This is a genomic window from Streptomyces luteireticuli (genome assembly GCF_041519305.1).
Taxonomy (GTDB): domain Bacteria; phylum Actinomycetota; class Actinomycetes; order Streptomycetales; family Streptomycetaceae; genus Streptomyces; species Streptomyces luteireticuli.
In genome coordinates, this window is record NZ_CP167927.1 from 4,805,992 (window position 1) to 4,829,388 (window position 23,397).

Annotated in this window: 20 protein-coding genes and 1 pseudogene; 14 read left to right on the forward strand and 7 right to left on the reverse strand. The window is 72.5% G+C overall.

Translation table 11 applies throughout. From position 1 onward, the window contains the following. Nucleotides 1-265: 265 nt before the first annotated feature. The 3 genes from AB8735_RS21525 to AB8735_RS21535 all read right to left on the reverse strand — a co-directional run bounded on the left by AB8735_RS21525 (nucleotide 266) and on the right by AB8735_RS21535 (nucleotide 2,664). Nucleotides 266-970 carry a DUF2993 domain-containing protein gene (locus AB8735_RS21525; RefSeq protein ID WP_372408824.1) on the reverse strand — a complete coding sequence of 235 codons (705 nt, stop codon included), beginning with the start codon at nucleotides 968-970 and terminating at the stop codon, nucleotides 266-268. Between the two features lie 132 nt (nucleotides 971-1,102). Further along, nucleotides 1,103-2,329 carry a hypothetical protein gene (locus AB8735_RS21530; protein ID WP_372408825.1) on the reverse strand — a complete coding sequence of 409 codons (1,227 nt, stop codon included), beginning with the start codon at nucleotides 2,327-2,329 and terminating at the stop codon, nucleotides 1,103-1,105. Between the two features lie 11 nt (nucleotides 2,330-2,340). Further along, a complete protein-coding gene (locus tag AB8735_RS21535) occupies nucleotides 2,341-2,664 on the reverse strand; it encodes a MoaD/ThiS family protein (RefSeq protein WP_344026074.1) in 324 nt (107 codons plus the stop codon). A 127-nt stretch (nucleotides 2,665-2,791) separates the two neighbouring features. On the opposite strand from AB8735_RS21535, the gene AB8735_RS21540 reads away from it, so the two are divergent. Both AB8735_RS21540 and AB8735_RS21545 read left to right on the forward strand, forming a co-directional pair. After that, nucleotides 2,792-4,525, forward strand: a complete 1,734-nt coding sequence (locus AB8735_RS21540) for an ABC transporter ATP-binding protein (protein WP_344026072.1) — start codon at nucleotides 2,792-2,794, stop codon at nucleotides 4,523-4,525. A 68-nt stretch (nucleotides 4,526-4,593) separates the two neighbouring features. Continuing rightward, entirely contained in the window at nucleotides 4,594-6,492 is a 1,899-nt protein-coding gene (locus AB8735_RS21545) for an ABC transporter ATP-binding protein (protein WP_372411887.1), read from the forward strand. A gap of 178 nt (nucleotides 6,493-6,670) precedes the next feature. Here AB8735_RS21545 and AB8735_RS21550 read toward each other — a convergent pair. Further along, nucleotides 6,671-7,496: pseudogene (locus AB8735_RS21550) on the reverse strand (alpha/beta hydrolase). Nucleotides 7,497-7,675: 179 nt separating this feature from the next. On the opposite strand from AB8735_RS21550, the gene AB8735_RS21555 reads away from it, so the two are divergent. The 5 genes from AB8735_RS21555 (at nucleotide 7,676) to AB8735_RS21575 (ending at nucleotide 12,896) form a co-directional block, all read left to right on the forward strand. After that, complete coding sequence (locus AB8735_RS21555) at nucleotides 7,676-8,473, forward strand: response regulator transcription factor (protein ID WP_344026068.1); 798 nt, start codon at nucleotides 7,676-7,678, stop codon at nucleotides 8,471-8,473. 24 nt (nucleotides 8,474-8,497) lie between these two features. Continuing rightward, nucleotides 8,498-9,520: a LacI family DNA-binding transcriptional regulator gene (locus tag AB8735_RS21560; protein WP_344026066.1), complete on the forward strand. Its 1,023-nt coding sequence runs from the start codon at nucleotides 8,498-8,500 to the stop codon at nucleotides 9,518-9,520. A 102-nt stretch (nucleotides 9,521-9,622) separates the two neighbouring features. Further along, on the forward strand, nucleotides 9,623-10,708 hold the full coding sequence (locus tag AB8735_RS21565) for a S1C family serine protease (protein ID WP_372408826.1): 1,086 nt from the start codon (nucleotides 9,623-9,625) through the stop codon (nucleotides 10,706-10,708). Between the two features lie 83 nt (nucleotides 10,709-10,791). Continuing rightward, nucleotides 10,792-11,514 (forward strand): response regulator transcription factor, encoded by a 723-nt coding sequence (locus AB8735_RS21570; protein ID WP_344026062.1) that lies wholly within the window; start codon nucleotides 10,792-10,794, stop codon nucleotides 11,512-11,514. Next, nucleotides 11,511-12,896 (forward strand): sensor histidine kinase, encoded by a 1,386-nt coding sequence (locus AB8735_RS21575; RefSeq protein ID WP_372408827.1) that lies wholly within the window; start codon nucleotides 11,511-11,513, stop codon nucleotides 12,894-12,896. The genes AB8735_RS21570 and AB8735_RS21575 overlap by 4 nt, the downstream gene beginning before the upstream one ends. An 11-nt stretch (nucleotides 12,897-12,907) precedes the next feature. On the opposite strand, the gene AB8735_RS21580 is transcribed toward AB8735_RS21575, so the two are convergent. Continuing rightward, nucleotides 12,908-13,117: a cold shock domain-containing protein gene (locus AB8735_RS21580; protein WP_344026058.1), complete on the reverse strand. Its 210-nt coding sequence runs from the start codon at nucleotides 13,115-13,117 to the stop codon at nucleotides 12,908-12,910. 123 nt (nucleotides 13,118-13,240) lie between these two features. Continuing rightward, the gene (locus AB8735_RS21585; RefSeq protein WP_372408828.1) at nucleotides 13,241-15,040 is read right to left on the reverse strand and encodes a bifunctional UDP-sugar hydrolase/5'-nucleotidase; all 1,800 of its coding nucleotides are present in this window, start codon (nucleotides 15,038-15,040) and stop codon (nucleotides 13,241-13,243) included. Nucleotides 15,041-15,283: 243 nt separating this feature from the next. Here AB8735_RS21585 and mshD point away from each other — a divergent pair, with 243 nt between their 5' ends. The 7 genes from mshD to AB8735_RS21620 all read left to right on the forward strand — a co-directional run bounded on the left by mshD (nucleotide 15,284) and on the right by AB8735_RS21620 (nucleotide 22,604). Next, nucleotides 15,284-16,201 carry a mycothiol synthase gene (mshD, locus tag AB8735_RS21590; protein ID WP_372408829.1) on the forward strand — a complete coding sequence of 306 codons (918 nt, stop codon included), beginning with the start codon at nucleotides 15,284-15,286 and terminating at the stop codon, nucleotides 16,199-16,201. An 82-nt stretch (nucleotides 16,202-16,283) separates the two neighbouring features. After that, nucleotides 16,284-16,721, forward strand: coding sequence for a GntR family transcriptional regulator (locus tag AB8735_RS21595; RefSeq protein WP_344026052.1), 438 nt, complete (start codon nucleotides 16,284-16,286; stop codon nucleotides 16,719-16,721). Beyond that, the gene (locus AB8735_RS21600; RefSeq protein ID WP_344026049.1) at nucleotides 16,718-17,656 is read left to right on the forward strand and encodes an ABC transporter ATP-binding protein; all 939 of its coding nucleotides are present in this window, start codon (nucleotides 16,718-16,720) and stop codon (nucleotides 17,654-17,656) included. Before AB8735_RS21595 ends, AB8735_RS21600 begins: the two co-directional genes overlap by 4 nt. After that, nucleotides 17,653-18,642 carry a hypothetical protein gene (locus tag AB8735_RS21605; RefSeq protein WP_372408830.1) on the forward strand — a complete coding sequence of 330 codons (990 nt, stop codon included), beginning with the start codon at nucleotides 17,653-17,655 and terminating at the stop codon, nucleotides 18,640-18,642. The genes AB8735_RS21600 and AB8735_RS21605 overlap by 4 nt, the downstream gene beginning before the upstream one ends. Before the next feature lie 209 nt (nucleotides 18,643-18,851). Beyond that, nucleotides 18,852-21,233, forward strand: a complete 2,382-nt coding sequence (locus AB8735_RS21610) for an RNA degradosome polyphosphate kinase (protein WP_372408831.1) — start codon at nucleotides 18,852-18,854, stop codon at nucleotides 21,231-21,233. After that, nucleotides 21,214-22,161 (forward strand): CHAD domain-containing protein, encoded by a 948-nt coding sequence (locus AB8735_RS21615; RefSeq protein WP_344026043.1) that lies wholly within the window; start codon nucleotides 21,214-21,216, stop codon nucleotides 22,159-22,161. Before AB8735_RS21610 ends, AB8735_RS21615 begins: the two co-directional genes overlap by 20 nt. Continuing rightward, on the forward strand, nucleotides 22,158-22,604 hold the full coding sequence (locus AB8735_RS21620) for an NUDIX hydrolase (protein ID WP_344026040.1): 447 nt from the start codon (nucleotides 22,158-22,160) through the stop codon (nucleotides 22,602-22,604). The genes AB8735_RS21615 and AB8735_RS21620 overlap by 4 nt, the downstream gene beginning before the upstream one ends. On the opposite strand, the gene AB8735_RS21625 is transcribed toward AB8735_RS21620, so the two are convergent. Beyond that, complete coding sequence (locus AB8735_RS21625; RefSeq protein ID WP_372408832.1) at nucleotides 22,564-23,382, reverse strand: class I SAM-dependent methyltransferase; 819 nt, start codon at nucleotides 23,380-23,382, stop codon at nucleotides 22,564-22,566. The two genes, AB8735_RS21620 and AB8735_RS21625, sit on opposite strands and share 41 nt — an antisense overlap. Nucleotides 23,383-23,397 lie beyond the last annotated feature (15 nt).

Consider the following 23,397-nt stretch of genomic DNA (forward strand, 5'->3'; position numbering starts at 1 on the left):
GACGCCGAGGGGCGCGCGGCGGTCGTGCGGGGAGGGGCCGTGAGCGGCCGGAATGCCGGAGCGGGGAGTCGAACTCCCCATCAGGAAGGGCGACACAGGGTGGCGGCCATGCGGCCGAGGTCGACTGCCTGCCGCTTCGTGAGATCCGCCTGTCGCCTCATGGTGCCGATCGTAGGGACGGTGAGGGAGGCGTGTCACCGTTTCGCCGGATGCTGAGATGAAGTGTCCCAATATGCGGGATAGGTGGCACCTCCCCCGATCGTGCTCAGCCGGTCAGGCGGACGTCCGTCCCGCCCAGCTCGATGTCGATGCCGTCGGCGGTGGGGTTGACCTTCGTCAGCTTCACACCGCGCGGCAGACCGGTGATCTGCCGGTCGAAGTCGGTCTTCTGGCGGATCAGGCCCTCCAGGCCGGGGAAGTCGTCCGGCACCTTCTCGGCGTGCACCCGCACCGTCGTGCCGTCCACCAGGCTCACGGTGGACAGGACGCTGCGCTGGACCTGGCCCATCGGCAGCGGCAGGCTGCCGGTGACCTTGACCAGGCCCTTGCCGGCGGCGTCCTTCCCGCCGTAGCCGGTGGTGATGCCCATGCCGGCCCGCTTGCTCAGATCCGCGTAGGAGATGTGGGCCGTGCCCGTGACCCGGTCGGCGACGGCCGAGGTGAAGCTGGAGTCGATCTGCACGCCGTGCAGGGTCGTGTCGAAGTCGGTGACCTGGACCGAGCGGTCACCCGTGCCGGCGGTGACGCCGCCGTCCAGCGAGACCTCGACCTCGTCGAGCTTCTTGCCGGCGACCTGGGTCAGGAAGGGGAATCCCTTGATGGAGACGTCCGGCGTGCCGGACATGTTCTGGCTGTCGCGTATCTTCTCCGCGACCTGGTTCTCCGCGTACCAGACCGCCGCCCGGTCGGCGGCCAGGAACAGGCCCGCCAGGACCACGGCGACGATCAACAGGGTGCGTATGGCGCGCATCGGGTGACGATCCCCCAGGTTCGGTTGGCCCAGTGCCTCTCGGCCTGTGTCCGGCCCGTATTTCGGGCCACTGCCTTTCGGCGAGCCTAACCGGGAGCCGGGGAAAACCCGCCGGACCTGGGGGAAACCCAGTCAGAACAGCATCCGGCCCACGACGTACACCGCGGGCGACGCCAGCGCCAGCGGCAGGGCCACGCCCGCCGTCATGTGGACGAAGCGCGACGGGTAGTCGTAGCTCGCCACCCGCAGACCGACCAGGGCACAGGCACCGGCCGCCAGCCCCAGCAGGGCGGCGGACGGGCCGCTGTGGACGATCTGCCCGCCCAGGACGCCCGCGCCCGCGGCCGCGGCCAGCGCGACGACCGGCGCGGCCAGGGAGGGCAGCGGGAGTGCCCGGGCGAGCACCGCCGCCGCGACGGCGAGGGCGCCGACGACGACGGCGTCCGGGTCCGCGGCCAGGTGGCCGGCCGCGAGGACGGTCAGCGCCGACGAGGCGGCGGCCGTCGTCAGCCCGTACAGCCGCTCGTCCGCCCCCGCGCGGCTGCGCAGCTGGAGCACGACGACCAGCAGCAGCCAGACGCCCATCGTGCCGATCATCACCGTGGGCGCGTGCACCCGCTCGGTGGCCAGCAGACCGGCGTCGGCGGCCAGGCCGCCGAGGAAGGCCAGCGTGATGCCCTGCCGGGCCGGCCACATCCCGTTGAGCCGGAACCAGCCCGCCGCCGTCACCGCCTGGAGCAGCACCACGGGGACGGCCAGCGCGTACTGCCCGACGTGCGCGGCGACGGCGACGAGGACCGCGAGGACGGCCGTCAGCAGCGCGGGCCGGAAGCCGGGGGAGAGGATCTGCGGCCGGCCCTCGGCCCTGGCCTTCTCGGCGGCCGTCATCGGGCGCGCGGGCTCCTCGGGCGCGGCGGCCACGGGCACGGTGGTCACGGGCACGGCGGCCGCCGCGGGGGCGGGCTCCGGCGCGTACGCCTGCTGGTGCTGGGACCAGGCGGCGGGCTGCTGCTGGGGCTGCTGTGCCGGGCCGCCGTAGGACGGCTCGGTCACCGGCAGCTGCTGCTGCCAGGCCCGGGCGTCCCAGGTCTGCGTCTCCCACGTCTGCGTCGGCTCGTCCGCCGGTGCGTAGCCCTGCTGCCCGCCGGCGGTCGGCCACTGCTGCTGCGACTGCTGCTGCGACTGCTGCTGGGGCTGTTGTTGGGGCTGCTGTTGGGGGGCGTAGCCGTAGTCGTACGCGCCCTGCTGCGCGCCGTAGTACGGCTCGTGCGGGGCGTACGCATCGTGATGTTGGGGTTGCTGTGGCTGTTGCTGCTGCTGGCCGTACGGATCGTACGGATCGCGGTACTGGTCGCTCATCGTGCCGGTTCTCACCCTCCTGCGAAGGGCGGGAGCACTTCCACCGTGCCGCCCTCGGCCAGCCGGACCGTGGAGTGCTCGCGGGTGCCGACCGGGTCGCCGTCCACGAGGAAGGAGCAGCGCGCGAGCACGCGCGCGAACTCCGGGCGCCCCGCGTGCCGCTCCCGGGCCCCGTCCAGGGCCTCGGCCAGCGTCCCGGCGGCGTAGGGCTCCTCGGCCGCGCCGGCGGCGGCCTTCGCCGCGGCCCAGTACCGGATCAAGCCCTCCGGTGCCGGTCGCGCCGTGTGTGCGGTCGCCACGGCCCACCCCGCTTCCACGTTCTCATCGGTTCTCATTGCCTGTCTCTCCTGCGCCTCCATGATGACGGGTGCCGGACCGGCCCCGGCGCCGAGCCGGAAAACCGGCGAAGAACCGGGGAAAAACCAGGGGATCCCATGAATGGTGTTCGCTTAGGCTGCTGGTGTGTTGGTACGTCTTCTCCGGGCTCGTCTGAAGCCCTACTCCCGGCCGATCGCGCTGGTGGTGCTTCTGCAGCTCGTGCAGACCCTCGCCACGCTCTATCTGCCCACCCTGAACGCGGACATCATCGACAAGGGCGTCGTCAAGGGCGACACCGGCTACATCCTCACCACCGGCGGCGTGATGATCGCCGTCACGCTGGCCCAGATCGTCTGCTCCATCGGCGCGGTCTACTTCGGCGCCCGGACGGCCATGGCGGTCGGCCGCGACCTGCGGGCCGAGGTCTTCGACCGGGTGCAGTCCTTCTCCTCCCGGGAGGTGGGGCAGTTCGGTGCGCCTTCCCTGATCACCCGGACCACCAACGACGTCCAGCAGGTCCAGATGCTGACGCTGATGTCGTTCACCCTGATGGTCACCGCGCCGATCATGTGCGTCGGCGGCATCGTGATGGCCCTCAACCAGGACGTGCCGCTGTCCGCCCTGCTGCTGGCCATCGTGCCGGTGCTCGGCGTGATCGTCTCCCTGATCATCTGGCGGATGCGGCCCGTCTTCCGCGGCGTCCAGAAGCGCATCGACACGGTCAACCGCGTCCTGCGCGAGCAGATCACCGGCATCCGCGTGATCCGCGCCTTCGTCCGCGACGACCACGAGCGCGAACGTTTCGGCACCGCCAACACCGAGCTCATGGACGTCTCGCTGCGGGCCGGCCGGCTGATGTCGGTGATGTTCCCGGCCGTGATGCTCGTGGTGAACGTGTCCTCGGTCGCGGTCCTGTGGTTCGGCGGGCACCGCATCGACAGCGGGGACATGGAGATCGGCGCGCTCACCGCCTATCTCGCCTATCTGATGCAGATCCTGATGTCGATCATGATGGCGACCTTTATGTTCATGATGGTGCCGCGTGCCGAGGTCTGCGCCGAGCGCATCAACGAGGTCCTGACCACCGACTCCAGCGTCGTGCCGCCCACCGCGCCCGTCATGGAGCTGCGCCGGCGCGGCCATCTGGAGCTGCGCGGCGTCGAGTTCCGCTACCCGGGCGCCGAGGAGCCCGTCCTCAAGGACGTCTCCCTCACCGCCCGCCCCGGCGAGGTCACGGCCGTCATCGGCTCCACCGGCAGCGGCAAGTCCACGCTGCTGGGCCTGATCCCCCGGCTGTTCGACGCCACCGGCGGCGAGGTCCTGGTCGGCGGGGTGGACGTCCGCGAGCTCGACCCGGCCGCGGCCTCCCGCGCCGTCGGGCTCGTCCCGCAGAAGCCGTACCTCTTCTCCGGCACCGTCGCCTCCAACCTCCGCTACGGGCGCCCCGACGCGACCGACGAGGAGCTGTGGCGCGCCCTGGAGACCGCGCAGGCCCGCGACTTCGTCGAGGCCATGGAGGAGGGGCTCGACGCCCCGATCTCCCAGGGCGGCTCCAACGTCTCCGGCGGCCAGCGCCAGCGCCTGGCCATCGCCCGTGCCCTGGTCGGCCGGCCCGACATCTACCTGTTCGACGACTCCTTCTCCGCGCTCGACTACGCCACCGACGCCCGGCTGCGCGCGGCCCTCACCGACGAGACCGGGGACGCGACCGTCGTCATCGTCGCCCAGCGCGTCGCCACGATCCGCGACGCCGACCGGATCGTGGTCCTCGACGAGGGACGCGTCGTCGGCGCCGGAACCCACACCGAGCTGATGGCCTCGAACGAGACCTATCGGGAGATCGTGCTCTCCCAGCTCACCGAGGAGGAGGCCGCGTGAGCAGCGCCGAGAAATCCACCCCGGCGGCGCGCAGAGGCCCCGCCCCGGCCACCGGCATCGCGCGCCACATGGGCGGCCAGCCCACCGAGAAGTCCATGGACTTCAAGGGCTCCAGCCGCCGGCTGTTCGCGCGGATGCGGCCCGAGAAGGCGAGGGTCGTGGCCGTGCTGCTGCTCGGCCTCGTCAGCGTGGCGCTCACCGTCGTCGGCCCCAAGGTCCTCGGCCACGCCACGGACCTGATCTTCTCCGGGGTCGTCGGCGCGCAGATGCCCGGCGGCACCACCCGTGACCAGGCCCTGGAGCGGCTGCGCCACGACGGCCACGGCAATGTCGCGGACGTCCTGTCCGGCGTCGACTTCACCCCCGGCCAGGGCATCGACTTCGACGCCGTCGGCACCGTGCTGCTCTGGGTGCTGCTGATCTACGTCTTCGCCTCCCTGTTCAGCCTCGTCCAGGGGCGGATCATCACCACCGCCATCCAGCGCACCGTCTTCCGGCTGCGCCAGGACGTCGAGGAGAAGCTGGGCCGGCTGCCGCTGAGCTACTTCGACAAGCAGCAGCGCGGCGAGGTCCTCTCCCGGGCCACCAACGACATCGACAACGTCGCGCAGACCCTCCAGCAGACGCTGAGCCAGATCATGGCCTCCGTCCTGACCATCGTCGGCGTGCTCGCCATGATGTTCTGGATCTCCTGGCTGCTGGCCCTGGTCGCGCTGGTCACCGTGCCCGTCTCGGTGGTCGTCGCCACCGCCGTCGGCAAGCGTGCGCAGCCGCAGTTCGTCGCCCAGTGGGCCTCGACGGGCAAGCTCAACGCGCACATCGAGGAGATGTACACCGGCCACTCGCTGGTCAAGGTCTTCGGCCGGCAGCAGGAGTCCGCCGAGATCTTCCGCCGGGAGAACGAGGAGCTCTACCGGGCCGGTTTCAAGGCCCAGTTCATATCCGGGCTCATCCAGCCCGCGATGATGTTCATCGGCAACCTCAACTACGTCCTCGTCGCCGTCGTCGGCGGACTGCGGGTCGCCAGCGGCTCGTTGTCGATCGGTGACGTCCAGGCGTTCATCCAGTACTCGCGGCAGTTCAGCCAGCCGCTGACGCAGGTGGCCTCCATGGCCAACCTCGTCCAGTCCGGCGTCGCCTCGGCCGAGCGGGTCTTCGAACTCCTCGACGCGGACGAGCAGTCGGCGGAGCCGGACGACGCGCGTGCGCTCGGTGACGTCCGCGGCGAGGTCTCCTTCGAGAAGGTGTCCTTCCGCTACGAGGCGGACAAGCCGCTGATCGAGGACCTGTCGCTGACGGTCCGGCCCGGCCAGACGGTGGCGATCGTCGGCCCGACGGGCGCGGGCAAGACCACCCTGGTCAATCTGCTGATGCGCTTCTACGAGGTCGGGGGCGGGCGCATCGCCCTCGACGGCGTCGACATCGCGTCGTTGTCCCGCGAGGAACTCCGTTCCCACATCGGCATGGTGCTCCAGGACACCTGGCTCTTCGGCGGGACGATCGCGGAGAACATCGCGTACGGCGCGGAGGGCACCTCGACGGAGCGCATCGTCGCCGCCGCGAAGGCCACGCACGTCGACCGCTTCGTCCGCACCCTCCCCGACGGCTACGACACCGTCATCGACGACGAGGGGTCCAACGTCTCCGTCGGCGAGAAGCAGCTGATCACGATTGCGCGGGCGTTCCTCGCGGAGCCGGAGATCCTCATCCTGGACGAGGCGACGAGCTCGGTGGACACCCGCACCGAGGTCCTCATCCAGCAGGCGATGGCCCAACTCCGCTCCGGCCGCACGAGCTTCGTGATTGCACACCGGCTGTCGACGATCCGTGACGCGGACGTGATCCTGGTGATGGAGGCCGGGCGGATCGTGGAGCAGGGCGATCATGAGTCGCTGCTGGCGGCGGGGGGTGCGTATGCGCGGCTGTACGAGGCGCAGTTCGCGCAGCCGGTGGTGGAGGGGGCGTAGGGGTTTGTGCCCCGGTCCCGCCCTTTCGCCGTTTCCCCGGGGAGACCCCGGACCCCATTCGCCCTTCGGGCGAAGTCCTCAAACGCCGGACGGGCTGATATTCAGCCCGTCCGGCGTTTGAGGACACCCGCGCGGAGCGCAAGGAAACGGTGAAAGGGCGGGCCAGGGGCAACTCCCCCTACCGCACCGCCCACCGGGCGATGCGCTCCAGCAACCCCACCCCCGCCGCTGCCTCCGCATGCCCGAACCCCCCGCTCGATCCACAGCTCCGTGGACGCCCCGGCCGCCGCCGCCAACGACCGCGGATGATCCAGAGGAAAGTACGCATCCCGGTCACCGTGCACGATCAACAGCGGCCGGGGCGCGATCCGCCCCACCGCCGCCACCGGCGGCAGCGGAACCGGATCCCACTCCGCCCCATGGACCCGTGTCCGGAGGCCGAGACGCGTCACGACCCGCCCCGCCGGCCGCGTCACCGCCCAGTGCAGCCGCCGCATCGGCGCCGTCCCCCGGTAGAACCAGCGCGCGGGCGAGCTGACCGACACGACCGCGTCGGCGTGTGCTTCCGTGCGCCCCGCGTGCTCCGGAATCGGCCCGGGTACGTACAACCCCCCGTGCCGCAGGACCACGGAGCCGCCCATGGAGAAGCCCACCGTGACGACTCTCCGGTGCCCCAGCGAGCGGGCCCACCGTACGGCCGCGGCCAGGTCGAGGACCTCCCGGTCGCCGACGGTCGAGCGGCCGCCCGAACGGCCGTGTCCCCGGAAGGAGAAGGTGACCACGGCCGCGTGCCGGGCGAACACCGCCGCCGCACGCCGCAGCGCGGGCCGGTCCAGGGACCCGCTGAAGCCATGGGCGAGCACCACGGCGGGGCCGCCGGCGCCGGGCTCGTAGGCTGCTTCCACCCGCACCCCGTCGGCCGTCAAGAGGACGATGCGATGACCACCCGAAGTGATCGACGAAACACAAGGTCGGGCAAAGTCTCCGGGGCCCCGCAAAGTCATGTGGGTTATTCTGCTGCGCAGAGAGGATCCGGGCAGAGTCGCCCCCGGGTCCTTTTGTGCATTCGGACCGCATGGCACCCCCGTCGCAGGGACCGAGGAGGAACCGACGTCATGGGCGAGCGAAGCGTGCACGACCGTACGAGGGCCGGCGGTACGACGACCGGGGCGGGTGACCGCCGATGAGCTCCCTGTTGCTGCTGACCAACGCCCTCCAGCCCTCCGCCGAGGTGCTGCCCGCGCTCGGACTGCTGCTGCACAGCGTGCGCGTGGCCCCGGCCGAGGGCCCGGCCCTGGTGGACGTGCCGGGGGCCGACGTCATACTGATCGACGGCCGGCGGGACCTCCCGCACGTCCGCAGCCTCTGCCAGCTGCTGCGCTCCACCGGCCCCGGCTGTCCGCTGATCCTGGTCGTCACCGAGGGCGGCCTGGCCGCCGTCACCGCGGACTGGGGCGTGGACGACGTCCTCCTCGACACCGCGGGCCCGGCCGAGGTGGAGGCCCGGCTGCGGCTGGCGATGGGCCGGCAGCAGATCTCGACGGACGACAGCCCCATGGAGATCCGCACCGGCGACCTCTCCGTGGACGAGGCGACGTACAGCGCCAAGCTCAAGGGGCGGGTGCTGGACCTCACCTTCAAGGAGTTCGAGCTCCTGAAGTATCTGGCACAGCACCCGGGGCGGGTCTTCACCCGGGCCCAGCTGCTCCAGGAGGTCTGGGGCTACGACTACTTCGGGGGCACCCGCACCGTGGACGTCCACGTCCGGCGGCTGCGGGCGAAACTGGGGCCCGAGCACGAGTCGTTGATCGGCACGGTCCGGAACGTCGGATACCGGTTCGTCCTCCCCGAGAAACCGGAAAAACAGGAGAAACAGGAGAAATCCGAGAAGACGGAGGCGTCCGACCCGTCCTCCGCCCCGCCCGCGGCCCCGGCCCCCGATCCCGTGCGAACGAAGAGCGCTCGACCGGCCAAACGGTAGGTGGACCCGCGTAGACTGCCCGCCGTGGCCAAGGTGACGCGGGACGATGTGGCGAGGCTGGCGGGGACATCCACCGCGGTGGTCAGCTACGTCATCAACAATGGACCGCGCCCGGTGGCACCGGCGACGCGGGAACGGGTGCTGGCCGCGATCAAGGAGTTGGGCTACCGGCCCGACCGGGTCGCCCAGGCCATGGCCTCCCGCCGGACGGACCTCATAGGCCTGATCGTCCCGGACGCGCGGCAGCCCTTCTTCGCGGAGATGGCGCACGCGGTCGAACAGGCCGCGGCCGAGCGCGGCAAGATGGTCCTGGTCGGCAACTCCGACTACCTCGACGAGCGCGAAGTCCACTATCTGCGGGCCTTCCTGGGCATGCGGGTCTCCGGGCTGATCCTCATCAGCCAGGGTCCCAGCGAGCACGCCGCCACCGAGATCGACGCCTGGGACGCGCGGGTCGTGCTGATGCACCGCAGGCCCGACGCGATCGACGACGTCGCCGTGGTCACGGACGACGTCGGCGGCGCCCAGCTCGCCACCCGGCACCTCCTGGAGCACGGCCACCCCTACGTCGCCTGCCTCGGCGGCCTGGAGCACACCCCCGCCGTCGGCGACCCCGTCACCGACCACGTCGAGGGCTGGCGCCGGGCGATGCGCGAGGCCGGCAAGTCCACCGAGGGCCGGCTCTTCCCCGCCCCCTACAACCGCTACGACGCCTACAAGGTCGCCCTCGGCCTGCTGGCCGGCCCCGACCGCCCGCCGGCCATCGTCTGCGCCACCGACGACCAGGCCATCGGCGTCCTGCGGGCGGCCCGTGAGCTGCGCATCGACGTCCCGGGCGAGCTCGCGGTGGCCGGCTTCGACGACGTCAAGGAGGCGGCCCTCACGGACCCGCCGCTGACGACGGTCTCGTCGGACCGGCAGGCGATGGCGCGTTCGGCGGTGGACCTCGTCCTGGACGACGGGCTGCGCTTCTCGGGGACGCGGCGGGAGCGGCTGAAGCAGTTCCCCTCGGCCCTGGTCGTCCGCCGCTCCTGCGGCTGCGGCTAGCCGCCTCCCCGGGCGGGTCCTTACCCGAATCCCACGCCCTTCTCGCGGCGTTCTCAGTCCTCGCTCAGACTGTTCTCATGAACCGGGAGGACAGTCGTACCCATGACGACGGAGAACCCCCGCCACGGCGGCCACCAGTACTCTGACCAGCCCTTCCACGCCTACCCGAGCCCCCCGCCGCACCCGCCGCAGGTTCCGGTGAGCACCCCCGAGGGCGCCACGGTCTGGCCGGGCGCGGGCAGTGGCGGGGACGGCGGCCACGGTCCGTACGCCGGATTCGCGGCACCCGCCCCCGAGGCCCCCCGGCCCCGCAGGCAGCGCCGCGCCGGCAGCCTCGTCGCCGCCTGCGCGCTCGTCGCGGCGCTGGTCGGCGGTGGCTCCGCCGCCCTGGTCAGCGGGCTGACCGGGAAGGACGGCGGCGGCAGCAGCCAGAGCACCCCCGTCCAGAACGCCTCCTCCAAGACCAACGGTGTGACGGCCGTCGCCCAGGCCGTCAGCCCCAGCATCGTGGAGATCAAGGCCACCACCGACGGCGGCCGGTCCACCGGCTCCGGCGTGATCATCAGCGGCGACGGCGAGGTCGTCACCAACAACCACGTCGTCTCGGGCGCCGACACCGTCCAGGTCACCCTGAACGACGGCACCACAAAGACCGCCAAGGTCGTCGGCACCGACCCCGGCAAGGACCTCGCCCTCATAAAGATCCAGGGCGCCTCCGGCCTCAAGGCCGCCAAGCTCGGCGATTCGGGCAAGCTGCGGGTCGGCGACCAGGTCGTGGCCATCGGCTCCCCCGAGGGCCTCACCGGCACCGTCACCAGCGGCATCGTCTCCGCGCTCAACCGCGAGGTCACCGTCCCCAAGGAGTCCGGCGGCGGCGGCCGGCAGCAGCAACAGCAGCGCCAGTGGCCGTTCGAGTTCGGCGGCAACCAGTACAACGGCGACACCGGCTCGTCCAAGACGACCTACAAGGCGATCCAGACCGACGCCTCCCTCAACCCCGGCAACTCCGGCGGCGCCCTCATCAACATGAACGGCGAGATCATCGGCATCAACTCGGCGATGTTCGCGCCCGGTTCGGGCGGCGGTTCCTCCGACAGCGCCGGCAGTGTCGGCCTCGGCTTCGCGATCCCGTCGAACGATGTGAAGTCCGACCTCGCCGCCCTCCGCGCGGGCGGCAGCAACAGCTGAACCGGCCTGGACCCATGGCAAGCTGGGACGATCACCCAGAGCACCGCCGACACCGCCGACACAGCTGACGCAGAGGTACGCCGATGAGCCCCGCCGAGCCCGCCGCCCGCATCCTGGTCGTGGACGACGAACCCGCCGTCCGCGAGGCGCTCCGCCGCAGCCTGGCCTTCGAGGGCTACGACACCGAGCTGGCCGTGGACGGTCTGGACGCGGTCGAGAAGACGGCGGCGTACGCCCCCGAACTGATCGTCCTCGACGTGCTGATGCCCCGCATGGACGGCCTCACCGCCGCCCGCCGGCTGCGCGCCTCCGGCGTCACCACCCCCATCCTCATGCTGACCGCCCGCGACACCGTCGGCGACCGGGTCACCGGCCTCGACGCCGGCGCGGACGACTACCTGGTCAAGCCCTTCGAACTCGACGAGCTCCTCGCCCGCATCCGCGCCCTGCTGCGCCGCACCTCCTACGCCGCGCCCGCGCAGCCCGCCGAGGAGTCGCACGTCCTCGCCTTCGCCGATCTCCGCATGGACCTCGCCACCCGGGAGGTCACCCGCGGCGACCGCAAAGTCGAGCTCACCCGCACCGAGTTCACCCTCCTGGAGCTCTTCCTCGAACACCCCCGGCAGGTGCTCACCCGCGAGCAGATCCTCAAGCACGTCTGGGGCTTCGACTTCGAGCCGTCCTCCAACTCCCTGGACGTATACGTGATGTACCTGCGCCGCAAGACCGAGGCCGGGGGCGAGCCGCGCCTGGTGCACACCGTGCGCGGCGTCGGCTACGTCCTCCGGGCGGACGGCGCCGAATGATCGAGCGACTCCGCCGGCTGCCGCTGCGCTCCCGGCTCGCCCTGCTGACGGCCGCGGCCGTCGCCGTCGCCGTCGCGGTGGCGGCGGGTGCCTGCTGGATACTGGCCAAACGCCAGCTGGAGGAGCAGCGGGACTCCACCCTGAGCAGCCAGAAGGCCGACAACAGCTATGTGCTGGAGCTGCTGAACGGATGCGGCACCCGCATCCCCGCCAAGCTGGTCCAGCCGTCCCCGTACACCATCCAGGTCGTCACCGCCGACGGCGTGGCCTGCACCCAGCCGGGCAAGTCCCCGGTCCGCGTGGGCGTCCAGGATCTGGCGGTCGCGAACGGGCAGCTGCCGGACGCCCTGCACGACGCGCGGGCCGACAACGGCGCGGAGCTGCGCGTCGCCACCAAACCGGGGCCCTCGGGCACCGCCGTGATGATCGCCCAGCCGGTGAGCGAGATCGACCGGCCGATGAACGCGCTCGCCATCGTCCTCGTCGTCACCGCCGGCGTCGGCGTCCTCGGCGCCGCCGTCATCGGGCTCGGCGTCGCCCGCGCCGCGCTGCGCCCGGTCGACCAGCTCACCGACGCCGTCGAGCACATCGCCCGCACCGAGGATCTGGCCGTCCGCATCCCCGCCGAAGGGGAGGACGAAATCGCCCGTCTCTCCCGCTCGTTCAACTCCATGACGGCCGCGCTGGCCTCCTCCCGCGACCGCCAGCAGCAGCTGATCGCCGACGCGGGCCATGAACTGCGCACCCCGCTCACCTCGTTGCGCACCAACATCGACCTGCTCGTGCGCAGCGAGGAGTCCGGCCGGGCGATCCCGCCGGACGACCGCAGGGCGCTGCTCGCCAGCGTCAAGGCGCAGATGACGGAACTGGCCGACCTGATCGGCGACCTCCAGGAGCTCTCCCGCCCCGACGCGGCGCCGGGCACCGCGCCGCTGCAGGTGATCGGCCTGCACGAAACGGTGGAACGGGCCCTGGAGCGTGCCCGTCTGCGCGCCACGGGCCTCACGCTCACCGCCGCCCTCGAACCGTGGTACGTCCGCGCCGAGGCCCCCGCCCTGGAGCGCGCGATCGTCAACCTCCTCGACAACGCGGTCAAGTTCAGCCCGCCCGGCGGCGAGGTGGAGGTGCGCCTCGTCGCCGGCGAACTCACCGTCCGCGACCATGGCCCCGGCATCCCTGCCGACGAACTCCCGCACGTCTTCGACCGCTTCTGGCGTTCCCCGTCCGCCCGCAGCCTGCCCGGCAGCGGCCTCGGTCTCTCGATCGTGGCCCGTACGGCGCACCGGGCCGGCGGCGAGGTGGCGCTCCGCCCGGCGGAGGGCGGCGGGACGGTGGCGGTGCTGCGGCTGCCGGGGGCGCCGGTGGGGCCGCCGGCGCTGTAGGGGGGATGGGCTCAGCGGGAGACCCGCACCCGCTCGGCGCGCAGGTCGTCCTCGCCGGCGCCCACGACCACGTACGTCACCCGCATCCCCTCGGTGACAAAGGTCCCGTCCTCCAAGTCGTCCCGCCGCACGCGGACTTCCCGCCCGTCATCGCCCTTGATGTACCCGTACCCCCGGGCCTGGTTGAACCATTTCACCACGCCCGACACCCGCTCGCCCATGACCGCCCGCCTCCCGACTCGCCGTCCGTGCAAGGACTTTGCCCGGTAGGGGCGGGGTGCACTCCGAAACGGCCGCGGGCCCGCACCCGTCCGTGGACGAGTACGGGCCCGCGTTCCCGCGCGTTACTTCACGACCGTGATCCGGTCCGCCTTCGGCGGGTCCAGCGGTGCGGACTTCGAGGAGTGCGCGCCCAGGTACGCCAGGAAGGCGTCCAGGTCGGACACGCCGTTGAGCTTGTTCTTGGCCTCCTTGAAGGCCGGGAAGCCGTCGCCGCCGCCCATCAGGAACTCGTTCGCCGCGACGCGGTACGTCTTCGCCGGGTCGATCGGCTCACCGTTGAGCTTGACCGACGACACGTCGATGCGGTCGGCGCCGGTCTTCTTCAGGTCCAGCGTGTACGTCAGGCCCTTGCTGATCTGGAGGATCTTGGGCTGCGGGCCGTTGACCGCGCCGCTGACCTGCTGCTGCAGGACGGAGACGATCTGCGCGCCGGTGAGGTCGGCGACCTGCGTCATGTTGGTGAACGGCTGGACGGTGAACGCCTCGCCGTAGGTGACGACGCCGTCGCCCTCGTCGCCCGAGGCCTTGTAGGCGAGGTCGGAGCGGACGCCGCCGGAGTTCATGAAGGCGATCTGGGCGCCGCCCTTGTCCGCGGGGGCGTGGGCCTCCAGCTGCGCGTCGGCGATGACGTCGCCGAGCGGCTTCTCGTACGCCTCGGAGCCGCGGCCGTTGATGTCGGCGGAGATGTAGCCGACGGCGCGGTTGGCGACCGGGGCGGCGAGCTTCTTCCAGCGGTCGATGAGGGCGGTGATGTCGGCCGCCTTCGGGCGGTCGTGGTCCACGGCGTGGTTGGCGGCGCGGGCGTACTGGGCCGGGGTGCGGACGAAGTCCTTGGTGCGGCGGTCGTACTTCAGCGTGGTGTCCGTGTAGAGGCGGCCGAAGGAGGCCGCCGAGGTCACGGTGCGCGGGTTGCCTGCCGGGTCCGGGATGGTGCAGTTGTACGCCTGGTGCGTGTGGCCCGTGATGAGGGCGTCCACCTTGGGCGTGACCTTCTTGGCGATGTCGACGATCGGGCCGGAGATGCCGGCGCCCGCGCCCGGGGTGTTGCAGTCGTAGTTGTACGCACCGGAGGCGGGCATGCCGCCCTCGTGGACGAGGGTGACGATGGCCTTGACGCCCTTGCGGTCCAGCTCGTTCGCGTACTTGTTGATCGTCTCGACCTCGTCGGCGAACTTCAGGCCCTTGACGCCCTCGGCGGTGACGACGTCGGGGGTGCCCTTCAGCGTGAGGCCGATGATGCCGATCTTCACGCCCTTGTGGCGCCAGATCGTGTACGGCTTGAGGATCTGCTTGCCGGTCTTCTCGTCGGTGACGTTGGCCGCGAGGTAGGGGAAGTCGGCGCCGCGGAACTTCTTGCCCTTCTCGAAGCAGCCGTCCTTCGGGTGGCAGCCGCCGCGCTGCATCCGCTGCAGCTCGGCCTTGCCCTCGTCGAACTCGTGGTTGCCGACGGAAGTGGCGTCCAGCTTCAGCTTGTTGAGCGCCTCGATGGTGGGCTCGTCGTGGAAGAGGCCGGACAGCAGCGGGCTGGCGCCGATCATGTCGCCGGCGGCGGCGGTGATCGAGTACTCGTGCCCCTGGCGGGCCGAGCGCAGCGCACTGGCCATGTACTCCATGCCGCCGGCGGGTATGACCTTCTTCGTCCCGTCCGGCGCTTCCTCGGTGACGGTGCCGGAGGAACCCTGCGGGGCCTCCAGGTTGCCGTGCAGGTCGTTGAAGGACAGCAGCTGGACGTCGACGATCCGGTTGCCGTGGTGGAAGATCGACGCTCCGGCGGGAGCGGCGGTGAGGACACCGGCGGTGGCGGCGAGGACGGCGGCCGTGGCCAGCCGTCCCGCGAAGCGCTTCCGTGGCGTCGCGTGCATGAGGACCCCTTATATGCGTCTGCGGAGGTGTCGGGAGAGGTGTGACTGCGGAAGCCTATGGTCCACGCGCGTAGCGTCGCAGCGGGGCGAGGGTGACGAATTGGTGGAGATCGGGGGTAACTGTCCGGCGGTTGTGGGGGATGAGGCAGGTGCCGGGACGTCGGAAAATCCACATCACTTGGCCGAAAAGTGTCCTTATGGGCGCTGCCCCGGGCGGCCGGGCGCCCGGCATAGGCTCGCACCATGACTGACGAGCTGAAGGACGTGGGCGGGCGGCGCATCGAGGTGCTCGGGGAGCTGGCACCCGGACTGGCGCAGGAGGTGCTGGACCTGATCGCCGCGGCGGCGGCCGAGGACGGCCAGCAGGCCGTCTCCGAGCAGGGGCGGCTGCAGCTGCGGGGCCGCCGGCCGGGCGTGCGGCACGTACTGCTGCGCGAGGACGGCGAGCTCGTGGGGTACGGACAGCTGGAGGACACCGACCCGGTGGAGGCCCCGGCGGGCGAGCTGGTGGTGCACCCCCGGCACCGGGGGCGCGGCCACGGCCGGGCGCTGGGCGGCGCGCTGCTCCAGGAGTCCGGCAAGCGGCTGCGGGTCTGGGCGCACGGCGGCCACCCCGCCGCGCGTCACCTCGCCCAGGTGCTGGGGATGAGCCTGTTCCGCGAGCTGCGGCAGATGCGCCGGCCGCTGACGGACCTGGAGTTGGGCGAGCCGAGGTTCCCCGAGGGCGTGAGCGTACGGACCTTCCGGCCCGGCGTGGACGACGCGGCCTGGCTGGCGGTGAACGCGGAGGCGTTCGCCCACCACCCCGAGCAGGGCTCGCTCACCCAGCGGGATCTGGACGACCGCAAGGCGGAGGGCTGGTTCGACCCGGAGGGCTTCTTCCTCGCCGAGCGCGCGGGGGAGATCGTCGGCTTCCACTGGACGAAGGTGCACGCCGCGGAGCGGCTGGGCGAGGTGTACGTGGTCGGCGTGCGCCCGGGCGCCCAGGGCGGCGGGCTGGGGCGGGCGCTGACCGCGACCGGTCTGCGCCACCTGGCCGCGCGGGGGCTGCCCACCGCGATGCTCTATGTGGACGCGGACAACGCCCCGGCGGTCGCGGTCTACGAGCGGCTCGGGTTCGCCGTCCATGAGACGGATCTGATGTACCGGACGGAGAGCTGAGGGCGTACGGGCGCACGTGGTTTGACAGGCCGTGCGTCCAGCCATCACCCTTTCACTAGTCAATTAGTGAAAGGGTGATGGCGTGGTCGAGTTCCGTATCGACCGGCGCAGCGGAGTCGCCACCTATCTGCAGATCGTCCAGCAGGTCAAACAGGCCCTCCGGCTGGGCCTGCTCACGCCCGGCGACAAGCTGCCGACGGCCAGGGAGGTCGTCGCCGCCACGGCCATCAACCCCAACACCGTCCTGAAGGCCTACCGCGAGCTCGACCGCGAGGGCCTGGTCGAGGCGCGCCCGGGACTGGGCACCTTCGTCCGGCGCTCCCTGGCCCGGCCCGGCGCCTCGGCCGGCTCGCCGCTCCGCGCCGAGCTGGCGGGGTGGACGGAGCGCGCCCGCGATGCGGGTCTCGACCGGGAGGACGTGGCCGCGCTGGTCTCCTCCGTCTTGGACGAGATCTTCGACGGGCTCGGCGGGCTTTCCGAAGGGCGGGCGGGAGTACAGCCAGTGGAGGGGACCGCATGACCGACCTGACGTTTCTGCCCGGACGGACCGCGCTGGAGGCGGTCGGACTGGGGGTGAAGCACCGGCGCGGCTGGGCGCTGCGCGACTGCTCGTTCCGGGTGCCGGCGGGCCGGGTCTGCGCGCTGGTCGGCCCCAACGGGGCGGGAAAGTCCACCCTGTTGTCGGTCGCGGCGGGGCTGCGGCGGGCGGGCGCGGGCTCGCTGTCCGTGCTCGGCCGTGCCCCGGGCGGGCCGGAGGCCCGTCCGCGGGTGGCCTTCCTGGCCCAGGACAAGCCGCTGTACCCGAACTTCACGGTCGCCGACACCCTGCGCATGGGCGAGGAGCTGAACCCCGGACGCTGGGACCGGGCCGCCGCGGAGCGGCTCGTACGGCAGGGGAACCTGCCGCCGCACGCCCGCGTCGGCACGCTCTCCGGCGGTCAGCGGACCCGCGTCGCGCTCGCCCTCGCCTTCGGCAAGCGGCCCGAACTGCTGCTGCTGGACGAGCCGATGAGCGACCTCGATCCGCTCGTGCGGCACGAGATGATGGCCGCCCTGATGGCCGAGGCGGCCGAGAACGCCACCACGATCGTGCTGGCCTCGCACGTCCTCGCCGAGCTGGAGGGCGTCTGCGACTACCTGTTGCTGATCGGCGGCGGCCGGGTGCGGCTCGCGGGCGAGGTCGAGGACCTGATATCGGCGCACCGCCTCGTCGTCGGCCGGCACGAGGAGCCGGGCCCGCCACGGGCGTTCGCCGTGCACACGGTCGTGGAGTCGCGGACCGTGGGCCGCCAGCTCACCGCCCTGATCCGGCCCGAGGGCCCGCTCGCCGGGAAGTGGGAGACCGGTGAGCCCTCGCTGGAGGACCTGCTCCTCGCCCACCTCCGCGCCCCTGACGCCCCGCCGTTGCTCACCCCGAGCGCCGAGCCCCGTTCCGCCGGGGTGGTGGCGGCATGAGCACCACCCTGACACCGGAGGCGCCGGACACGGCTTCCGCCGGGACCCGCCGTCCCGGGCCGCGCGGCATGGCCTGGATGGTGCTGCGGCAGCACCGTGCCACGGTGTTCGCCGGGATCGCGCTGGTCGTCGTGATGGCCGTCCAACTGGTGCTCCTGCGCTGGGCGATGACGGACTACCTCCACCGGCACGGGCTCGACGGCGGCGTCCCCGACTGGACGCGCACCCTCGACGACTTCCGGGGCGGCTACGGCGACGTCCTGCACTACAACGGCCTGGTCCTGGAGTTCCTGCCGCTGCTCGTCGGCCTGCTCGTGGCCGGGCCGATGGTCGCGCGCGAGCTGGAGAGCGGCACGTACCAGCTGGCGTGGACCCAGTCCGTGCCGCCGCTGCGCTGGCTGGCGGCGAAGCTCGCCGTGCCCGTGGTGTTCGTGCTGGCCGGGGTCTCGCTGCTGTCGGCGGTCTACACCTGGACCTGGTCGGCCGTGCCCTACGAGCTCCTGCCGGGGCAGACCTGGTACGAGTTGTTCGACGCGCTCGGCCCCGCACCCGTGGCGAACGCGCTGCTCGGCATCGCCCTCGGTGTGCCGGCCGGCCTGCTGGCCCGGCGCACCCTCCCGGCGATGGGGATCACCCTCGTCGCCTACGGCCTCGTGCAATGGGCGCTGACCTCGGTCCGGCCGTATCTGATCAGCCCCGTGACCAGCGACGACACCGCGATGCCGGGGCTCTCGGGGGACGACAGCTGGCGGTTCGAGCGCGGCATCCTCACCCGTACGGGTGAGAGGATCGTGGACGCGCAGTGCGACGTGGGAGTGGACCCCGTCAAATGCCTGGCCCAGCACCACGCCGACCGGTGGTACCTCGACTACCACCCGGCCTCCCACCTGTGGCCCCTGCAGTGGGCCGAGGCGGGCCTCACCCTGGCCGCGGCCGCGCTCGCCGCGGCGGCCGCCGTCCGGTGGTTCCGGCGCCGCCACGCCTGACCGGCGGCCCGGGGGCCCGACCGCGGTGGCGGACACCGCGGGGAGGCCCCCGGGTTCCCCGTACGCCATGTGGGCGTTACCCGTGATTCAACCGCGGTTGCGAGTCTGGCGGAATGCAGCCCTTCGCCCCCCACGGACGACAGCGCAGGCCACGAGCCGCCCCCGTCTCCGTCGTGCCCGCTCCGCGCGAGGAGCGGCACCATGAAGGTATGGCAGACCCCTCGGCGTACGAGCGTCCCGAAGGTCCCCGGTCCGAAGATCCCCGGAGCCCCGGCCGGGAAGAGGACCGGCCGCGCGACGAGCAGCCCGCGAGGCCCCGCCCCCTCGGCTTCCTCACCGCGCGCCGGTCCGGCACGTCCTTCTCCCCGCTCGTGCCCGAGCTGGAGCCCGACCTCGACGGTGAGCTGGACGCCTACGACGCCTACGCCTCCGGGGACCCCCACCCCTACGCGGACGTCCGCGGCATCGACTACGTGGACGGCTACGCCGACCACGAGGACGACCCCGTCCGGGACGCCGAGCCGCTGCCCGAGGGCCGCTTCCTGGACCGCGAGCGCAGCTGGCTGGCGTTCAACGAGCGGGTGCTGGAGCTGGCCGAGGATCCGGCCACCCCGCTGCTGGAACGCGCCAACTTCCTGGCGATCTTCGCCAGCAACCTCGACGAGTTCTTCATGGTCCGGGTGGCCGGTCTCAAGCGCCGCATCGCCACCGGGGTCGCCACCCGCTCCGCCGCGGGCCTGCAGCCCCGCGAGGTGCTGGAGCAGATCTGGACCCGCTCCCGCGAGCTCATGGCCCGGCACGCCGCCTGCTTCCAGCAGGACGTCGCCCCCGAGCTCGCCGAGCAGGGCATCCATCTGATCCGCTGGCCGGAGCTGACGGAGAAGGAGCAGTCCCGCCTCTTCACCCTCTTCCGTCAGCAGATCTTCCCCGTCCTCACCCCGCTCGCCGTCGACCCGGCGCACCCCTTCCCGTACATCTCCGGCCTCTCGCTCAACCTGGCCGTGGTCGTCCGCAACCCGGTCAGCGGCCATGAGCACTTCGCGCGCGTGAAGGTCCCCCCGCTGCTCTCCCGCTTCCTGGAGGCCTCCCCGCAGCGCTATGTGCCGCTGGAGGACGTGATCGCGGCGCATCTGGAGGAGCTCTTCCCCGGCATGGAGGTGCTCGGGCACCACATGTTCCGGGTGACGCGCAACGAGGACCTGGAGGTCGAGGAGGACGACGCGGAGAACCTGCTCCAGGCCCTGGAGAAGGAGCTCATGCGGCGCCGCTTCGGGCCGCCGGTGCGCCTGGAGGTCGAGGAGTCCATCGACCCGTACGTCCTGGACCTGCTGGTCCGCGAGCTGAAGATCGGCGACGCCGAGGTCTACCCGCTGCCCGGCCCGCTGGACCTCACCGCCCTCCTCGGCATCGCCGCCCTGGACCGGCCCGAGCTCAAGTACCCCAAGTTCGTCGCCGGCACCCACCGCGACCTCGCCGAGGTCGAGTCCGCCACCGCGCCGGACGTCTTCGCGGCGCTGCGCGAGCGGGACGTGCTGCTGCACCACCCGTACGACTCCTTCTCCACCTCCGTCCAGTCCTTCCTCGAACAGGCCGCCGCCGACCCCGACGTCCTCGCCATCAAGCAGACGCTCTACCGGACTTCGGGCGACTCCCCGATCGTCGACGCCCTGATAGACGCCGCCGAATCCGGCAAACAGGTCCTCGTCCTCGTCGAGATCAAGGCCCGCTTCGACGAGCAGGCCAACATCAAGTGGGCGCGCAAGCTGGAGGAGGCCGGCTGCCACGTCGTCTACGGGCTGGTGGGGCTCAAGACGCACTGCAAGCTCTCCCTCGTGGTCCGGCAGGAGGGCGACGTCCTGCGCCGCTACTCCCATGTGGGAACGGGCAATTACCACCCCAAGACCGCCCGGCTCTACGAGGACCTCGGCCTGCTCACCGCCGACCCGCAGGTGGGCGCCGACCTCTCCGACCTCTTCAACCGGCTCTCCGGCTACTCCCGCCGCGAGACCTACCGGCGGCTGCTGGTGGCCCCCCGCTCGCTGCGCGACGGCCTCGTCACCCGCATCTCCAAGGAGATCGCCCACCACCGGGACGGGCGGCCCGCCGCCATCCGCATCAAGGTCAACGCGATGGTCGACGAGGCCGTCATCGACGCCCTCTACCGGGCCGCGCGGGCCGGCGTACCGGTGGACGTCTGGGTGCGCGGCATCTGCGCGCTGCGCCCCGGCGTCGTCGGCCTGTCCGAGAACATCCGGGTGCGCAGCGTCCTCGGCCGCTTCCTGGAGCACTCCCGGGTCTTCGCCTTCGCCAACGGCGGGGAGCCCGAAGTGTGGCTCGGCAGCGCCGACATGATGCACCGCAACCTCGACCGGCGCATCGAGGCGCTCGTCCGCGTCACCGACCCCGCGCACCGGGCCTCGCTCACCCGGCTCCTGGAGCTGGGCATGTCCGACCGCACGGCCTCCTGGCACCTGGGGCCGGACGGCGAATGGACCCGGCACGCGGCCGACGCGGACGGCCAACCGCTGCGCAACGTACAGGAGATGCTCATAGACGCCCGGAGGCGCCGGCGTGGCTCAGCGACACCGTGATCCGCTGCTCACCGGGGCGGACCCGTCCGCCGCGGGTGAGGCACTGGCCCGTTATCTGCACCAGCAGTCGACGGAGTTCCTGCGCGGCCTGCGGCTGCACGCCGACGGGGGCGAGGCGGCCGAGGCCGCCCGGCTCCTGCGGTCCGCCGCCCGGCGCATCGCCGGCGCGCTGGAGGTCTACCGGCCGCTGACCGACACCGGCTGGGCCGACGCGCTCCACGCCGAACTGGCCTGGGTGACCGACACCTTGGGCCGCGAGTACGTCTGCGAGGCGCGGCTGGCGCGGCTGCGCGGCGCCCTGCACCGGCTCTCGGGGGAGCCGTCCGTGGGCGGGGCCCGCGCCGGGGCCTTACTGGAGCGGCAGTTGACGCTCGCCCGGAACCGGGCGCACTCGGCCGCGCTCCAGGCGCTGGGCTCCGCGCGCTTCCACGCCGTCGCCGACACGGTCGCGCTGCTCTCCGCCGACCCGCCGCTGGACCCGTCCGCGCCCGAGACGCTCTCCCTGCTCGCCGAGCGGACGCACCGGCGGCTCCTCGACGCGGTCGGCGTCCTGCCGCTGACCGTGGCCGGGCTGCCGTACAACGCGGAGGCGCTCGTCCGCTCCCTGGAGCCGGACGGGCTGCAGGACGGGCCCTGGCACCGGGTGCGCTCGCTGGTGCGGCTGCGCCGGTACGCCCAGGAGGTGCTCGACGAGCAGCACCGGACGGAGGCCGAACCCGCCCTGTCCGTCCGCCTGTCGGTCGCCTGCCAGGCGCTCGACCGGCACCGCGACGCGGCCGGGGCGGCCGCCGCGGCGGCCGCCGCCGCCCGCACGCCGCGCATCGCGCCCGCGACGGCGTACGCGCTCGGCGTGCTCCACGCGGACCAGCGGCACGAGGTGGAGGCGGCGCGGTTCGCCTTCGGCCGGGCCTGGCAGCGGCCCTCATGACCGCGGTCCTGGCCGCGGGGTGCGTCCTGTGGCGCCGCTCCGGCCCGTCCGGCGTCGAGGTGGCCGTCATCCACCGCCCGAAATACGACGATTGGTCGCTGCCGAAAGGCAAGCTCAAGCGGGGCGAGGAGGCCTGGGCGGGCGCGCTGCGGGAGGTCCTGGAGGAGACGGGCATGGCGTGCCGCCTCGGCCCGCCCCTGCCGACGGTGCGGTACGTCCTGGCGGACGGGCGGTGGAAGGAGGTCCGCTACTGGGCGGCGGAGGCGACGGGCGGCGCGTTCGCGCCGAACCGCGAGGTGGACGAGGTGCGCTGGCTGCCGCCGGCCGCGGCGAGGGCCCTGCTGACGCAGGACCGGGACGCGGAGCTGGTGGCGGCGGCGCTGCGCGCCGTTCCGGGGGAGGTCACCACCCCCGGGGCGCCACCGCCTCCCACCGCACCGTGACCTCCCCCTGCCGCCACCGCCTCCGCCCGTCCGCCAGCGGCCAGTCCGCGCCCAGTGCCGAGACCGCCGTCGTCCACCGCTGCCGCGCGCCGTATGCCGCGTACGGCGCGGCCGCGGCCCAGGCCCGGTCGAAGTCCCGGAGGAAGGCGTGCACCGCCTCCCCGGGCACGTTCCGGTGTATGAGCGCCTTCGGGAGGCGTTCGGCCAGGTCGGACGGGGCGGACAGGGCGCCGAGCCGCGTCGCGAAGGTCACCGTCCGCGGGCCCTCCGGCCCCAGCGCCACCCACACGTGCCGCCGGCCTATCTCGTCGCACGTCCCCTCCACCAGCAGCCCGTCCGGCGCGAGCCGTCCGCACAGCCGCTCCCAGACGGCTGCGACCCCGTCCTCGTCGTACTGCCGCAGCACGTTCGCGGCCCGTATCAGCAGCGGCCGGCGCCCGGCCAGCGGGACCTCGAAGCCGCCGCGCGCGAACGTGAGCCCGTCCCGCGCGTACGCCGCGGCGGCCGCGACCCGTTCCGGGTCTATCTCGACGCCGACGACGGCCGCGTCCGTACGCACCCGCCGCAGCCGTGCCAGCAGTTCGACCGCGGTCCAGGGCGAGGCCCCGTAGCCGAGGTCGACGGCGACGGGGTCGGCGGACCGCCGCAGCGCGGTCCCGTGCGCGTCGGTGATCCAGCGGTCCATGCGGCGCAGCCGGTTCGGGTGGGTGGTGCCGCGCGTGGCCGATCCGACGGGTCCGGCGGAACGGCGGCGCGCGAGGGAGGAGACGGCGGCCATGTACCCGAGCGTAAA